Below are 14,920 nucleotides of genomic sequence, written 5' to 3'. Positions count from 1 at the left end.
GCGTGTACGGGATCCGGCGTGTACGGGATCCGGCTCGTACGGGATCCGGCTCGTACGGGATCCGGCTCGTACGGGATCCCGCGCGCTCAGCCCCGTACGCCGCACAGGTGCAGCAGCGCGGCGGCCCCGCGGTACGGGTCGGTCCGCCCGGCGCGGTCCTCGGCGGCTAGCAGCCGCTCCAGCTCCGCGTCGCCCGGGAGGTCCGTCCCGGCCTCGGTGCCGTCGGTGAAGACGCGTACGCCGTACCAGGTCTGCAGCGGGGCGCCGATCCCCGACAGGGTCGAGGTCAGCGTGGCCAGCCGGTCGGCGCGCACGTCCAGGCCGAGCCGGTTCGTGTACCCGACGGTGTCGAAGGCGGCCAGTGCGGCCGTCCAGTCGCCCTGCAGGCCGGGCCGCATGGCGAGCGCGTCGCCGTTGCGCACCAGCAGGGACAGCAGACCGCCGGGGGCCAGCATGCGGGCCAGCCCGGCGAGCATGGCGTCCGGTTCGGGCACGTACATGAGCACGCCGTGGCAGAACACGACGTCGAAGCTGCCGGGCAGGAAGTGCGCGCCGGTCTCGCGGCCGTCGCCCTCCATGAGGCGGACGCGGTCCTGGATCCCGGGGGGCTCGGCGGCCAGTACCTCACGGGCCACCGCCAGCATGGCCGGGTCCTGCTCCAGGCCCGTCACCATGTGGCCGGCCCGGGCCAGGCGCAGCGCCTGCGTCCCCTGGCCCATGCCGACGTCGAGGACGCGCAGCCGCTGCCCGACGGGGAAGCGGTGCGCGATCTGCTCGTCGACCTGGCGGCCGACGAGCTCCTGTCGCACCGCGTTGCGGAGCCCGCCCAGGCCTTCCAGCCAGAGCCGGGCCCCGTCCGCGAATCCGCCCCCGCCGAACGCTCCGGGCGTCCCTGGGCTCAGGGCCGTTCCCCACGCTTGACCTGCGGCTTGGGCAGACGCAGCCGGCGCATCTGGAGCGTGCGCATGAGGCCGTACGCGACGGCGCCGCGCTTGGGCTCGTCCGGGAAGCGCTTGTTCAGGGCGTTGCGCAGACGGATGAACATGCCGACGGAGTCGACGAGGATCAGCGCGATCACACCGAGCCACATCAGCAGCGCGATGTTCTGGAGGCTCTGCACCCGGACCATGCTGAGCACCAGGATGATCACGGCCAGCGGCAGGAACATCTCGGCGACGGAGAAGCGGGAGTCGACGAAGTCGCGCACGAAACGGCGCACGGGACCCTTGTCGCGGTTGGGCAGATAACGCTCGTCACCATTGGCGAGGGCCTCGCGCTGCCGGGCCATCTCCACCCTGCGGCGCTCACGGGATCGCTTTGCATCCTCCTTGCGGTTGCCGGTCGAGGCCACCACGGCCTTGCGCTGCGACTGGGCCACAGCACGCTTCGGCGTCGGGCGGCCCTTCGGGGCCTGCGGGTCACGGGACTGCGAGAGGTCGGCGCTCACCTTGTCGGTGGCGGCGGCCTTCTCTTCCTTGGAGGAGCGGCTACCAAACACAAAACCCAAGCCTACGTGGTTGCGGGCAGGGACCCCACCCCGGTGGGGAACGATCCGGCAACGGCGGGCGTCTTCCCTGGGGGGAGCACCTACTCCTTACGCCTGACCCCGCGACGGAGCAGTCGTCCTGGAGGAGGAGCGCATCCCCCCTCGAACAGTGCGGTAATGGAGGCAGGGCCCGTACTGTGGGTTCTGTGGCGGTCGTCTCGGGTGATCGAGGATCGCGACTGTTGGTGACCTGGAGCGAAGTCCGTCTAGAAGGGGGCGCGCGAAGCCCATGAGCGGTGTCATGAAGCGTATGGGGATGATCTTCCGCGCGAAGGCGAACAAGGCCCTGGACCGGGCCGAGGACCCGCGCGAGACCCTCGACTACTCGTACCAGAAGCAGCTGGAGCTGCTTCAGAAGGTGCGCCGGGGCGTCGCCGACGTGGCGACCTCCCGCAAGCGGCTGGAGCTGCAGCTCAACCAGCTCCAGGGCCAGTCCAGCAAGCTGGAGGACCAGGGTCGCAAGGCGCTGGCGCTGGGCCGCGAGGACCTGGCCCGTGAGGCCCTGTCCCGCCGCGCGTCGCTGCAGCAGCAGGTCAGCGACCTGGAGGTGCAGCACCAGACCCTGCAGGGCGAAGAGGAGAAGCTGACCCTCGCCGCGCAGCGGCTGCAGGCCAAGGTGGACGCCTTCCGCACCAAGAAGGAGACCATCAAGGCCACGTACACGGCCGCCCAGGCGCAGACCCGGATCGCCGAGTCCTTCTCCGGCATCTCCGAGGAGATGAGCGACGTCGGCCTCGCCATCCAGCGGGCCGAGGACAAGACGGCGCAGCTGCAGGCCCGCGCCGGCGCGATCGACGAGCTGCTCGCCTCCGGCGCGCTCAGCGACTCGAGCGGGCTCGCCAAGGACGACCTCCAGGCCGAGCTGGACCGCATCTCGGGCGGTTCGGACGTGGAGCTGGAGCTCCAGCGGATGAAGGCCGAGCTGGCGGGCGGTCCCTCCGCCCAGCAGCAGGCCATCGAGGGCGGCGCCCCGGGCACCGGCCAGCAGTCGCAGACCCAGCACCGGTTCGACAAGCAGTAGGACGGGGTCCGTCATGATTGTCCGCATCATGGGGGAAGGTCAGGTGAAGCTGGCCGACAGCCACTTCACCGAGCTCAACAGGCTGGACGACGAGCTGCTCGCGGAGATGGAGAGCGGTGACGAGGAGGGCTTCCGGCGCACGCTGGGCGAGCTGCTCGGCGCCGTGCGGCGGCTCGGCGAGCCGCTGCCCGACGAGGCGCTGGAGCCGTCCGAGCTGATCCTGCCCGCGCCCGATGCCTCGCTGGACGAGGTCAGGGAGATGCTCAGCGACGACGGCCTGATCCCGGGCTGAGGCGCGCCCGCAGGCCACAGGACGTACGAGAAGGGCCCGCCCCACTCGGGGGCGGGCCCTTCTCGTACGTCGGCGCAGCTCCTGTGTCGGCGCAGCTCCTGTGTCAGCGCAGCTCGTTGTCGGAGGTCCGCTCGGGGTCCGGGGTCCCGCCGATGAAGTTCTCGAACTTGCGGCGCGGCGCCGCCCACCGGCGGTCGTGGTGGAAGGCGCGGAGTCCGGCCTTGGCGCGGGCCTTCGGCCGTTTCGCGTAGAACTTCTTCGCGTACGGGGAGCCGGGCCGGGCCAGCCGGATCGCGCCGATCAGCGCGACGAAGGGGATGACCGTGCCGAAGAACGCGGTGCGCGCCTTGCCCTTCCACAGGGCGATCAGGGCCAGGAAGAAGTTGGTGGCCGTGTTCATGACCACGAGCCCGCGGCTGTGCCGCTCGTCCGCGGAGAGGTCGTTGACCCCGAACGGCAGGAACCCGCCCAGCACCAGCGCGACGATCGCCGCCGTCAGGACCACGATCTCCACGCTCTTGCGGCCCTGTTCGCTCCAGTAGACGTCGTCCAGGTGCAGGATCAGCGCGAACTCGTCCAGCACCAGTCCCGCGCCCAGCCCGAAGATCACGGCCGACAGCCCCGCCCCGAAACTGTGCCGGCTGCTGCCGATCGCACCGAAACCGCCGATGATCACGAGGATCACGCCCGGTACGACGTGGTGGATGTGCAGCCCGCCCGGGGTGACGTTCTTGAAGGGCCCGCGCCCCGCCCGGATCATCCGGGTGATCACGCGGGTGACCAGGAAGGACAGGACGAAAGAGACCAGGGCCAGGAGCAGCGGGAGCTTCCCCGGCTCCACAATGTTGCGATACCACCAGTGACCCATGCCACCACCTCCCGATTTGGGCCGTAATGGGTAACTTACCGGTCATGTTGAGCGGGTAGCGTTCGCGCCGATGACAGATTCGTACGACGGCCCGCCCCTGACGCCGCCCCCGGACCGGGCCTCGCTGCTCGACGGGGTCCGCTTCGCCTTCGGCACGCTCACCGTGCTGCCCGCGCGCATCACCCGCTGGGACCGCCCCGCCGCCCGCACCGGGATGGCCTGCGCCCCGCTCGCCGGGCTCGTCGTGGGACTCCTGGCGGCCGTACCCGGCGTACTGCTGCTGCTGGGCGGCGGCGGTCCGCTGCTCGCCGCGGCCGTCACCGTGGCGGTGCCGGCGGCGCTCACCCGCGCCCTGCACCTGGACGGCCTCGCCGACACGGTGGACGGACTGGGCAGCGCCAAGCCCGCCGACGCCGCGCTGCGCATCATGAAGCAGTCCGACATCGGCCCCTTCGGGGTGGTGGCGCTGGTGTTCGTGCTGCTGGTCCAGGTCGCGGCGCTGGCGAACGTGTACGCCGACAGCTGGATCCGGGGCGCCCTGGCCGCCGTGCTGGCCTCCGTCACCGCCCGGCTCGCCATGACCCTGGCCTCCCGCGACGGGGTTCCACCGGCCCGCCCCGAGGGGCTGGGCGCTGCGGTCGCCGGAGTCGTGCCGCGCGGCGCCGCCGTCGCGATCGCGGGGCTGACCGTGGTCCTGGCCGCCGCGGCCGCGCTACCGCTGGGCCTGCCGTCCGCCGCGCAGCACGCGGCGGCGGTGCCGGCCGCCCTGCTGGCCGCGGAACTCCTGCTCCGCCGCTGCGTGCGCCGCTTCGACGGGGTCACCGGTGACGTGTTCGGAGCCCTGGCCGAGGTCTCGGCGACCACGGCCCTGGTGGTACTGGCCCTGGGCTAGTGGGCCTGGCCGCAGGTCCTGCGCCAGGCGTCCAGCTCGGACTTCTTCTCGAGGGAGCTGAGTTCGAGGGCGCTGGTGGTCGCGCAGAAGCGGCTCGCGGGGAGTTCGTACTCCACGTGGAAGACGGCTTTGCCCGCTTTGATGAACGGGGTGAGCCGCGTGCACTCCGCGTACTGGGCGCACTGCTCGTTGACCGCGAAGTCGAAGTCTCCCACCAGGTCCGGGATCTGGTCGAGGTCGTTCTTCAGGCCGACTGACAGGCCCCGGTCGTGGGCGAGCTTGGCGATCAGCCGGTTGTACGTCAGCTGGTCCCCGGCCGTGAGCGGGAAGCCGGACTTGTTGCGGTAGGCGTCCATGTTGTCGGGCTCCACCGCGTCGAAGCCTTTGTCCCGGCACATGTCGAACCGCTTGGCGATCAGGGGCTCCAGCTCCGCGGACCGCCGGATGTCGAGCCAGCGCTCGCCCTCCCAGCCGTTGCCCTGCCCCCTCAGTGCCTGCGGGAAGGAGTCCGCGTCGGGCCGGAAGTCCTCCCAGGCTCCCGTCGACAGGTAGCAGATGGTCCGCCGGCCGGCCTGCTTCAGCGCGGCGACCTGCTCCTTGGTGGTGGTGAACCCGTCGACGTCGTAGACCGCCGCCTTCACCGAGGTGTCGAGCTTCCCGGTCAGCTGCCACTGCCAGCTGACCCCCGGGCGCGGCTGCCAGCGCTGCCCGGGCGCCGGGGCGGGCGAGAGGTCGTCGGGCTGGTCCCCGTCCTCGTCCGGGGCGGCGGTGCAGGCCGCGAGCAGCAGGAGCGGTACGAGGACCAGCAGACGGCCGGTGGTCCGGCGTCTCATCCGGCGGCCTCCAGGACGTACGGCAGGGTCCCCCACGGGTGCGCACCGGTCCCGGGGACCGCGCAGTGCACCCCCGCCCCGCGCTGGGCCGCCAGCCGTCCGGCGAGTTCGGCGGCCGGGGCGCCCGGCGGGACGGCGTACACGAGGTGGCAGAACCGGTGGGCGGGGTGGTCGGCGGTCCACTGGGGCACGGCGGCCGCGTCCCGGTAGGCGTCCCAGGGCCCCTCGAAGGTGACGAGCAGGTCGGCGAGTTCGGCGTAGCCGGGATGCGGGTGCATTCCGTGGTTGAGGACGACGGTACGGGCTCCGGCGGCCCGCGCGGCGACGACGAGCCGCTTGTAGTGCGGCAGGAACTCCGGCCCGGCGGCCGCCTGGTCGAGGAAGGTCCCGTCGGCCTCGTACCAGTCGCGGTGGCGCAGCATGTCCTGGACGACGGCGGCGTGCGGGCGGCGCCCGTAGTCGGTGTCGGCGTACCCGAGGACGGGCACCCCGGCCGCGCGCAGCCGCTCGGCGACGGCGGCGAACCGCTCGTCGGGGGCGGCGCCCGGCCCGTTGGCCGGGTTGAGCACGACCGAGTGAAGCCGGCCGGCGGAGCGGATGAGCAGCTCCCATTCCTCGGGCCGGTCGGCGGGGTGCTCGTAGAGGGGCACCAGCAGCATGGGGTCCTTCTTCATCTGTGGGCCTTCACCTGTGGGCCGTGGCGCGGCCGAGGAGCAGGCAGACCAGGGTGGCCAGGACGGCGGCGGCTGTGCCCGCCACCAGGAGCTGGACCGCGCGGGGCTGCCCGATGCCGGTCAGCAGGGCGAGGCTCTGTGCGACGGCTGCTGAGGCGCAGACCACCGCGGCGGGTCGGACCGCCCCGAAGGACTGCAGGAGCAGCCCGGTCCACATCACGGTGCCGAGCAGCAGGAGGGTGGCGACGCGGGCGCCTGTCAGGCCTGGGGCGCCGGGCCAGAGCAGGGTTCCGGTGGCGCCGAGGGCCAGCAGCACCGCCAGGTAGGCGGCGAGGCACTGGGTCAGGGTGGCGAGCATCCGCAGCCAGAACTGCCGGGGCGAGCGGGCGGCCCGCAGCCCTGCGAGGCTGCCGCTTCGGAATCGGTGGAGCAGCCATTCGGCGGGGCCCATGCTGAGGGTGAGGGCCACCGCCGAGGGGGCCGCGACCGCCTCGGCGGGACCGCCGGCGAGCACCTCCCCCAGGGCGGCGTACAGCACGAGCAGGCCGGTGCCCAGGCCGAACACCCCGTACGGCACGGAGTCCCCGAGCCGGGGGCCGCGCGGCCCGTACTCCTCCTCGGCGCCGCGCAGCATCCGCCAACGAACCGGGCCCCGCTCGCCCGGCCGGCGCTCCGTCCAGCCGCGGACGCGGAGCGCGAGGGCCCGTACGCCGTCGGCCAGCGGCAGTTCCCGTACCGCCACTGCGCAGGCGGCCAGGAGGGAGAGCGCCAGCAGGAACACCCGTACGGGGACGGGCAGTTCCAGGAAGAGGGAGAGCACCGCCCCGGCGGCCATCGGCGCGAGCGCGGCCAGCAGCAGCCGCTCCCGCCCGAGCACCAGCAGGACGGTGGCGGCCCCGACGTACAGGGCCTGACCTGCGGCGAAGGCGTAGGAGAACGGGGGCCCGCCGGGTACCGACAGTGCGGCGGCAGTGCCCAGCAGGGCCCCCGCGGGGGCGCCGAGCAGCAGGGTCCGCCCGGCGGCGGCCCGGTCGCCGAGGCCGAGCCAGGAGTAGGCCCGGTGGGACAGGGTCTGGTCCCAGACCCAGCCGATGAGGGCCCCGGCGAGCAGGGTCAGCGTCCCGGCGGGCAGCCCCAGCCGGTCCTTGGGCCCTTCCAGCAGGGGCGCGCCCAGCAGGTAGGCGAGACCGGGCAGGGCGAAGATGACCCCGCGCAGGAGGCAGGCGGTGAGCGAGACCTTCCAGGGGTCGGGGACGCGTTCGGGCTCCGGGAAGGAGCGCGGGACGCGGGCGTAGAGCTCCTCGGCGAGGCCGAAGGAGTCCTGGCGCCCGTAGGCGAGGCGGATGTGCTCGTCGGTCATCCCGTCGGATTCGAGGATGGCGGCGATCTCGTCGGGGTGGACGGCGGCGGCGATGAACACGTCGAGACGTTCGGCGAGTTCGTCCATCGGGTCGGCGGCCGGGGAGGCGCTCCGCCGGGGGCGCGGGATGGCGGGAAGGGTGTCGCCGCCGGGAACTTTCAGCCAAAGTGATCCGCTCACCACAGGCTCCCGTCGGCCGCGAGTTCCTTGTACCAGGGGTCGGCGAGGCGCTGGGTCCACTCGTCGCCGACGTGGACGGGTAGGACGGGCTGGCCGGCGAGCTCGCGGTAGATGTGGCGGAAGCCGTCCACGGACTGGTGGAGGGTGAACTTCTCCACCACCCTCTTGCGGGACATCCGGCCCAGCTCGGCGCGGCGTTCGTCGTCGCGGAGCAGGGCGAGGGTGGCGCGGGCCATGGTCTCGGGCTCGCGCGGCGGGACGACGAGGCCGGTGTCGCCGACGGCCTCGCGGACCCCGCCCACGTCGGTGGAGACGGTGGTGCGGCCGCAGGACATGGCCTCGATGATGGAGAAGGGGAAGCCCTCGCTGATGGAGGAGAGCATCACGACGGAGCCGGCCGCGTAGGCCCTGGCCACCTCGCTGATGCGGCCCTCGTAGGAGATCCCGTCGGTGACCCCCAGTTCGGCGGCGAGCTTCTCCAGCTTGAGTTTGTAGTCCTCGCAGCCGGCCGGGACCGGGCCGAAGAGGCGCAGCCGCAGGGCGGGCAGTTCCCCGCGCATGAACGCGTAGGCCCGGATGAGGGTTTCGAGGTCCTTGATCGGGTCGATGCGGCCGCACCAGCTGAGGGTGGGCACCTCCGGCTCGGGACCGGCCTCGGGGAAGGCGTGCGGGTCGACGCCGTTGTAGACGGTGCGGATCCGCTCGGAGTCGGCGCCCCCGCGCTCCTCCCAGCGGCGGTTGTACTGGTTGCAGGGGGTGATCAGGTCGGCCTGCCGGTAGCCCTCGGTGTTGAGCTCGCGGTAGAAGCCGAGCATGAGCGCCTTGACGGGCCAGCGCTGTTCGGCGCTGCGGTAGCCCAGATAGCGCTCGCGCAGGTAGATGCCGTGTTCCGTGAGGAGGAACGGCACCCTGTCGAGGTACTTGGCGGCGAGGGCCGGCAGGGTGGCCAGTCCGCTGCTGACGGCGTGCGCGACGCTGTCCGGCGCGATGCGCACGCCGAGCGGGCGCAGAGCGTGTTCCAGCAGGTCGGTGGCGGTGAGAGCGTCATGGATGGTGGGCTCGGCGGCGGCGGTCACCAGCCCCGGGCGGGTCCAGACGTCCATCAGCAGGCGCAGGACGGACTCGGAGCGCAGGGCCGGGGCGAGCCGGCCGGAGCGGGCCAGCAGCGCCAGTTCGCGCAGGGATTCGGAGAAGCCCCCGCGAGCGGGGTCGAGCAGGGAGAGCAGGAAGGTCTCATAGGTCTCGGTGAAGCGGCGCCGGCCCTTGCCCCGCAGACCGGAGCGGAGCCTGCGGGCCGGCGGAGCGCCCCAGAGCGGAACGGCGGTGTGGCGGTAGACGTTGCGCGGCAGTTCCCAGGTGACCGGCTCGCGTCCGGAGCCGGTCAGGGCTATGACGTTGAAGTCGACCTCCGGCATGCCGCGGACCAGTTGGTCGCACCAGGTGCTGACGCCCCCGTGGACGTGCGGGTAGGTGCCTTCGGTGAGCATGGTGACGTGACGCCCATGACTCATGTGGTGTGTCCCCCCAAGGACGGAAAAGGGGCCGGCGCCCATGGATCACGGAACGCCGGCGCTAGGTGGTACGTGTGGCTGGCTTCTGCGTGCCCGGGGCGGTCAGGGCATGTGGAGGGTGACGGCGCTCTGGAGCAGCTCCGGGGCCGTCCAGGTGGAGCGGGAGCCGGCGTAGGCGGTGCCGAAGTCCGCGGTGCCGAGCAGGAGCTGCTTCTTGGTGCCGGCGGGTGCGGTCAGCGGGGCCACGACCCCGGAGGGCGCCTTGACGGTGACGTCCTTGCCGATGCGGTAGGCGGTGACCTGGTTGGCGGCGACCGCGGCGTCCCAGGCCGCGCGGCGCTGGAGCTCGACGCCGGAGTCCTTCATGCTCTGGTTGACGATCGGCGCGCTGGGCGCGTACAGCATCCGGTAGGTGTCGAGGACCTGGTTGAGCACCGGGTACAGGGTGCGGTCCTCGGCCAGGTTGGACTGGTGCACGTAGTGCGGGCGCGGGTCGTTGTTCAGGACGTGCCGCAGGGCGGTCCTGGCCTCGGCCGGGACGATGTAGTTCAGGTATCCGGTGCTCGCGTCGAGCGGGGCCGGCAGGCAGGTGGAGGTCCCGGGGTTGTCCTCGCAGACGCCGCTGCCGCCGTCGGCGCGGCTGGTGTAGATCCAGTTGTACTCGTCGGCCATCTCAGAGTTGGTGCCCGTGTTGTAGTACACGTTCATCGGGTACCGGGGGACGGTCAGCGCAGCGCCGACCGCCCGCTGCGCGGGCTCGCGGGAGTTGTCGCTGCCCGCCCATTTCACGCCGTTGTCGGCGAGCGCGCCGGCCAGGTTGGGGTTGTCCTGGGCCTGCTGAGGAAGGGTCTTGAGGCCGGAGTGCTCACCGGTGACCAGTTCGGTGCGGTCGGTGGTGATCCCCTTGGAGGAGGCCCAGTTGTTGTTGTCCCGGATCTGCGCGGAGATCTCGGCGCGGCTCATCCAGTTGATGGCGCCCGCGGTGTTCTTCGTGCAGGTCCACGGGGTGGTGGTGGTGTCCTGGACGCAGCCGAGGAACAGGTGGGTGTAGGTGTGGTTCATCCACCGGTACTTCGCCCGGTCGGCGATCAGCTGCGCGGTCAGCGCGTCGGTGTTGCCGTTCTCCGCCTTCCACTCCTCCCCCGCGCCCGCGTTGAAGAGCAGGTCCAGCTTGAAGTTCTTGGAGGTCTGCCACTGCGCCAGGTACTGGGCGTCGGCGGCCGTCATCCGGATCGTGGATTCCTTGCCCTCGCCGCCGGCGCAGGCGTAGTCCCCGGGGGTGCAGTTGAGGTCCTTGCTCCAGCGGGCGTCCGGGGCGAAGACGTCGTCCACGTGGACCGCGAAGTAATTGCGCTCCTGGCCGAGGTGGACGCCCTGGGTGACCCACTCGACGATGCCGCGGGCCAGCAGCCGGAACTGCTGCTGGTACTGGTTGTACCCGAAGGTGACGACCAGCTCACTGCGCCCGTCGTGGGTGTACTCGCCGACGAGCGAGGCCCGTCCGGAGCCGACCGGGGCGTCGAGGTAGCTGGTGTAGCCGGTCCTCGGCTTGGCGATGAACCCGTAGCTCTCGGGGATCAGCGCCGAGTTGTCCTCGAAGGCGACCTGGCCGCCGAGGTAGCCGAAGGGGCCCGTCTTGCCGGCCGCGGTGACGGCGGCCTGGGTGCCGTCGAGCGTGCCGCTGTAGCCGCCGTTGTCGGTGTACTCCAGACCCACCTCCGGGTGGGCCCAGGTGTACGCGTCCACCTGGCGGATCCCGTAGGTGGTCTCGTACGCGGTGAGCGCGGCCATTTCGGCCGAGCCCGCGCCGAACGGGTTCTCGTTCGGCAGCACCACGCCCTGGAACTTGGCGCGCGGCCGCCCGTCGACCGTGTCGGCGAGGAACGCCGCGTTCACGACCGGGCGGCCGGAGCTGCCCAGGTCCACGCGGGTGTACGGAACTCCGGTGTCCCGGAGTTCCGCGGTGATCGCCTCGACCGAGCTGCCGCCGTCGTCGACGACCAGCACCCTCAGGTCGATGCGCGGAGTGACGGCCGCCTGTGCGGCCGCTCCGGGTACCGCGACGGACGCTATGGCAGCCGCGAAGCATACGGCGGCGAGCCTGTTCATCCGGTTCTTCTTGACCATTTCGGCCTTTCCCCCCGCAGGCATCCTCGACTTCGGCCCGTGACGTTGGGCCGAATCGGGGATGCTCTGTGGAAATCATGCAAAGAGACCCCGCGTCCCCTTGCGAGAGTGGGCCGAGTCTTTCGGACCTCGTCAGGTCTAAGGGGCAAACCTGGAACAGAGGCCACAGATGGGTGAACCTGGGAGCCCCTTGATCGAACAAGTTGCCAAACCTTCGAGTGGCGTACGGACGAGTACGTACGCGTAGGCTCATTTCCGGCGGCCATCGGGCCCGAATACGATCGCTACGGACGGCCGTCCACCCACTCGGCCCACACCACCAAAACGGAAGCGAGACTTCACCACCGTGACTGCTCTGACTCTCAGCACTGCCGGACCGGCGACGCTGCGCGCCGACGCCCTCGTCGTCGGCGTAGCGAAGGGCCCCAAGGGTCCCGTCGTTGCCGCGGGCGCCGAGGCCGTGGACAAGGCGTATGACGGAAAGCTCGCCGCCGTGCTCGAAGCGCTCGGTGCCACGGGCGCCGAAGGCGAGATCACCAAGCTGCCGGCACCGGACGGCCTCAAGGTCCCGGTCGTGCTGGCGGTCGGACTGGGCTCCCTCCCCGAGACGGACGAGTCCTACGACGAGGAGGCGCTGCGCCGCGCCGCCGGCGCCGCCGCCCGCGCCCTGCACGGCACCAAGAAGGCCGCCTTCGCGCTCCCCCTCGACGACGCCTCCGCCGTCACCGCCGTGGCCGAGGGCGCGCTCCTCGGCGCGTACGCGTTCACCGCGTACCAGGGCGGCGAGAAGAAGGCTTCGAAGAACGGCGGGCCCAAGCAGCCGCTCGCCGAGATCGCCCTGCTCGGCGCCAAGCCGCGCGACAAGGAGCACAAGGCCGCCGCCGAGCGCGCCACGGTCCTCGCGACCGAGATCAACATCGCCCGTGACCTGGTCAACACCCCGCCGAACGACCTCACCCCCGAGGCCTTCGCCGCCGTCGCCACCGCGACCGCGAAGGAGAACGGCATCAAGGTCCAGATCCTGGACGAGAAGGCCCTGGTCAAGGGCGGCTACGGCGGCATCATGGGCGTCGGCAAGGGCTCCGAGAACCCGCCGCGCCTGGTGAAGCTCTCCTACACCCACCCCAAGGCGGAGAAGACCCTCGCCTACGTCGGCAAGGGCATCACCTACGACTCGGGCGGCATCTCCCTGAAGCCGGCCGGCCACAACGAGACGATGAAGTGCGACATGGCCGGCGCCGCCGCGGTCTTCGCCTCCGTGGTCGCCGCCGCCAAGCTCGGCCTCCAGGTCAACGTCACCGGCTGGCTCGCGCTCGCCGAGAACATGCCGTCCGGCTCCGCCACCAAGCCCGGTGACGTGCTGCGCATGTACAGCGGCAAGACCGTCGAGGTCCTCAACACGGACGCCGAGGGCCGCCTGGTCCTGGGTGACGCGCTCACCAAGGCCTCCGAGGAGAACCCCGACGCCATCGTCGACGTCGCCACCCTGACCGGCGCCATGGTCATGGCGCTGGGCGACCGGACCTTCGGCATCATGGGCAACGACGAGGCCTTCCGGACCTCCATCCACGAGATCGCCGAGGAGGTCGGTGAGGCCTCGTGGCCGATGCCGCTCCCCGGCGACCTGCGCAAGTCCATGGACTCCCCCACCGCCGACATCGCCAACATGGGTGTCCGGATGGGCGGCGGCCTGGTGGCCGGCCTCTTCCTCCAGGAGTTCGTCGGCGAGGGCATCACCTGGGCCCACCTCGACATCGCGGGCCCCGCCTTCCACGAGGGCGCCCCGTACGGCTACACCCCCAAGGGCGGCACCGGCTCCGCCGTGCGCACCCTGGTGCGGCTGGCCGAGCGCACGGCCACGGGCGACCTGGGCTGACACCGGCGGCACCGCCGAACGGTCTGCGGGCCCCGGGCATGATCAGATTTTCTGATCGGGCCCGGGGCCTGTTCACTGTCAACGAAATCCGTAGGTTTCTACGCTGCGGTAACCCCCGGTTCGGGCAGAACGACCTGTCCGGGGGCAGGCCCGGCGTCCCGCGTTCCGCCGACAAATGCGAAGATGGGTTCTCGGCAGGACAGGGCCCCCACCACAGGGCCGAAGAATCAAGCGGCCGTATACCAGCCGCCGCCCGGTCACAGAGGACCGGTGCTCGGCGCACATGCATGGAGGACGTGACGTGGCGAACGACGCCAGCACCGTTTTCGACCTAGTGATCCTCGGCGGTGGCAGTGGCGGTTACGCCGCGGCTCTGCGCGCATCCCAGCTGGGTCTGGACGTTGCCCTGATCGAGAAGAACAAGCTCGGCGGCACCTGCCTGCACAACGGCTGCATCCCCACGAAGGCTCTGCTGCACGCGGGCGAGGTTGCCGACTCTGCTCGCGAAGCCGCCCAGTTCGGTGTCAAGACCTCCTTCGAGGGCATCGACATCGCGGGTGTCCACAAGTACAAGGACGATGTGGTCTCGGGCCTGTACAAGGGCCTGCAGGGTCTGGTCGCCTCCCGCAAGGTGACCTACATCGAGGGTGAGGGCCGCCTCTCCTCGCCGACGTCCGTCGACGTGAACGGCCAGCGCATCCAGGGCCGCCACGTCCTGCTGGCGACCGGCTCCGTGCCGAAGTCGCTGCCGGGCCTGAACATCGACGGCAACCGCATCCTCTCCTCGGACCACGCGCTGGTCCTGGACCGCGTGCCCGAGTCCGCGATCATCCTGGGCGGCGGCGTCATCGGCGTCGAGTTCGCCTCGGCGTGGAAGTCCTTCGGGGCCGAGGTCACCGTCATCGAGGGCCTCAAGCACCTCGTGCCGGTCGAGGACGAGAACAGCTCGAAGCTGCTGGAGCGCGCGTTCCGCAAGCGCGGCATCAAGTTCAACCTCGGCACCTTCTTCGACAAGACCGAGTACACCGAGAACGGCGTACGGGTCACCCTCGCCGACGGCAAGACCTTCGAGGCCGAGGTGCTGCTGGTCGCCATCGGCCGCGGCCCGGTCTCGCAGGGCCTGGGCTACGAGGAGAACGGCGTCGCGATGGACCGCGGCTACGTCCTGGTCGACGAGTACATGCAGACCAACGTGCCGACCATCTCGGCCGTCGGTGACCTCGTCCCGACCCTCCAGCTCGCGCACGTCGGCTTCGCCGAGGGCATCCTGGTAGCCGAGCGTCTGGCCGGTCTCAAGACCGTCCCGATCGACTACGACGGCGTCCCGCGCGTCACGTACTGCCACCCCGAGGTCGCGTCCGTGGGCATCACCGAGGCCAAGGCCAAGGAGATCTACGGCGCGGACAAGGTCATCGCGGCCAAGTTCAACCTCGCGGGCAACGGCAAGAGCAAGATCCTGAAGACCGCGGGCGAGATCAAGCTCGTCCAGGTCAAGGACGGTGCCGTGGTCGGTATCCACATGGTCGGTGACCGGATGGGCGAGCAGGTCGGCGAAGCCCAGCTGATCTACAACTGGGAAGCGCTCCCCTCCGAGGTCGCGCAGCTCATCCACGCACACCCGACCCAGAACGAAGCGCTCGGCGAGGCCCACCTGGCACTTGCCGGCAAGCCGCTGCACAACCACGACTGATCGTCACGGGCGCGACGACCGACCACATCCGCACATTCGTTAGGAGCAAC

At 71.2% G+C, this 14,920-nt stretch carries 13 protein-coding genes; 5 read left to right on the top strand and 8 right to left on the bottom strand.

The annotated features are described in order from the left end of the window. Window positions 1-86: 86 nt before the first annotated feature. Window positions 87-809, bottom strand: coding sequence for a class I SAM-dependent methyltransferase (locus tag OG904_RS22490; RefSeq protein WP_405493694.1), 723 nt, complete (start codon window positions 807-809; stop codon window positions 87-89). 89 nt (window positions 810-898) lie between these two features. Continuing rightward, entirely contained in the window at window positions 899-1,507 is a 609-nt protein-coding gene (locus OG904_RS22485; protein ID WP_405493692.1) for a DUF3043 domain-containing protein, read from the bottom strand. Between the two features lie 268 nt (window positions 1,508-1,775). On the opposite strand from OG904_RS22485, the gene OG904_RS22480 reads away from it, so the two are divergent. Together OG904_RS22480 and OG904_RS22475 are read left to right on the top strand one after the other, a co-directional pair. Then, window positions 1,776-2,567: a PspA/IM30 family protein gene (locus tag OG904_RS22480; protein ID WP_405493690.1), complete on the top strand. Its 792-nt coding sequence runs from the start codon at window positions 1,776-1,778 to the stop codon at window positions 2,565-2,567. 13 nt (window positions 2,568-2,580) lie between these two features. Further along, on the top strand, window positions 2,581-2,859 hold the full coding sequence (locus OG904_RS22475; protein WP_405493688.1) for a hypothetical protein: 279 nt from the start codon (window positions 2,581-2,583) through the stop codon (window positions 2,857-2,859). Window positions 2,860-2,962: 103 nt separating this feature from the next. On the opposite strand, the gene OG904_RS22470 is transcribed toward OG904_RS22475, so the two are convergent. Next, entirely contained in the window at window positions 2,963-3,727 is a 765-nt protein-coding gene (locus OG904_RS22470; protein ID WP_405493686.1) for a hypothetical protein, read from the bottom strand. 70 nt (window positions 3,728-3,797) lie between these two features. Here OG904_RS22470 and OG904_RS22465 point away from each other — a divergent pair, with 70 nt between their 5' ends. Next, complete coding sequence (locus OG904_RS22465; protein WP_405493684.1) at window positions 3,798-4,619, top strand: adenosylcobinamide-GDP ribazoletransferase; 822 nt, start codon at window positions 3,798-3,800, stop codon at window positions 4,617-4,619. Here the strand turns inward: OG904_RS22465 and OG904_RS22460 are convergent. The 5 genes from OG904_RS22460 to OG904_RS22440 all read right to left on the bottom strand — a co-directional run bounded on the left by OG904_RS22460 (window position 4,616) and on the right by OG904_RS22440 (window position 11,304). Continuing rightward, on the bottom strand, window positions 4,616-5,452 hold the full coding sequence (locus OG904_RS22460) for an endo alpha-1,4 polygalactosaminidase (RefSeq protein WP_405493682.1): 837 nt from the start codon (window positions 5,450-5,452) through the stop codon (window positions 4,616-4,618). The two genes, OG904_RS22465 and OG904_RS22460, sit on opposite strands and share 4 nt — an antisense overlap. Next, complete coding sequence (locus OG904_RS22455) at window positions 5,449-6,126, bottom strand: spherulation-specific family 4 protein (protein WP_405493680.1); 678 nt, start codon at window positions 6,124-6,126, stop codon at window positions 5,449-5,451. The genes OG904_RS22460 and OG904_RS22455 overlap by 4 nt, the downstream gene beginning before the upstream one ends. Window positions 6,127-6,136: 10 nt before the next feature. Beyond that, window positions 6,137-7,666: a hypothetical protein gene (locus OG904_RS22450; protein WP_405493678.1), complete on the bottom strand. Its 1,530-nt coding sequence runs from the start codon at window positions 7,664-7,666 to the stop codon at window positions 6,137-6,139. Beyond that, entirely contained in the window at window positions 7,663-9,177 is a 1,515-nt protein-coding gene (gene pelF, locus OG904_RS22445) for a GT4 family glycosyltransferase PelF (protein ID WP_405493676.1), read from the bottom strand. Before pelF ends, OG904_RS22450 begins: the two co-directional genes overlap by 4 nt. A 102-nt stretch (window positions 9,178-9,279) precedes the next feature. Beyond that, complete coding sequence (locus OG904_RS22440) at window positions 9,280-11,304, bottom strand: hypothetical protein (protein WP_405493674.1); 2,025 nt, start codon at window positions 11,302-11,304, stop codon at window positions 9,280-9,282. 346 nt (window positions 11,305-11,650) lie between these two features. On the opposite strand from OG904_RS22440, the gene OG904_RS22435 reads away from it, so the two are divergent. Continuing rightward, complete coding sequence (locus OG904_RS22435) at window positions 11,651-13,180, top strand: leucyl aminopeptidase (RefSeq protein ID WP_405493672.1); 1,530 nt, start codon at window positions 11,651-11,653, stop codon at window positions 13,178-13,180. A gap of 301 nt (window positions 13,181-13,481) precedes the next feature. After that, on the top strand, window positions 13,482-14,870 hold the full coding sequence (gene lpdA / locus OG904_RS22430) for a dihydrolipoyl dehydrogenase (RefSeq protein WP_405493670.1): 1,389 nt from the start codon (window positions 13,482-13,484) through the stop codon (window positions 14,868-14,870). Window positions 14,871-14,920 lie beyond the last annotated feature (50 nt).

The organism is Streptomyces sp. NBC_00096 (genome assembly GCF_045041305.1).
GTDB lineage: Bacteria > Actinomycetota > Actinomycetes > Streptomycetales > Streptomycetaceae > Streptomyces.
This window is presented reverse-complemented; position numbering and strand designations above follow the sequence as displayed.

Excerpts from the sequence above, each read along its gene's own strand:
- OG904_RS22480 (WP_405493690.1), top strand. The coding sequence starts at position 1,776 with ATGAGCGGTGTCATGAAGCGTATGGGGATGATCTTCCGCGCGAAGGCG.
- OG904_RS22465 (WP_405493684.1), top strand. The coding sequence starts at position 3,798 with ATGACAGATTCGTACGACGGCCCGCCCCTGACGCCGCCCCCGGACCGG.
- pelF (WP_405493676.1), bottom strand. The coding sequence starts at position 9,177 with ATGAGTCATGGGCGTCACGTCACCATGCTCACCGAAGGCACCTACCCG.
- OG904_RS22470 (WP_405493686.1), bottom strand. The coding sequence starts at position 3,727 with ATGGGTCACTGGTGGTATCGCAACATTGTGGAGCCGGGGAAGCTCCCG.
- OG904_RS22475 (WP_405493688.1), top strand. The coding sequence starts at position 2,581 with ATGATTGTCCGCATCATGGGGGAAGGTCAGGTGAAGCTGGCCGACAGC.
- OG904_RS22455 (WP_405493680.1), bottom strand. The coding sequence starts at position 6,126 with ATGAAGAAGGACCCCATGCTGCTGGTGCCCCTCTACGAGCACCCCGCC.
- OG904_RS22440 (WP_405493674.1), bottom strand. The coding sequence starts at position 11,304 with ATGGTCAAGAAGAACCGGATGAACAGGCTCGCCGCCGTATGCTTCGCG.
- OG904_RS22460 (WP_405493682.1), bottom strand. The coding sequence starts at position 5,452 with ATGAGACGCCGGACCACCGGCCGTCTGCTGGTCCTCGTACCGCTCCTG.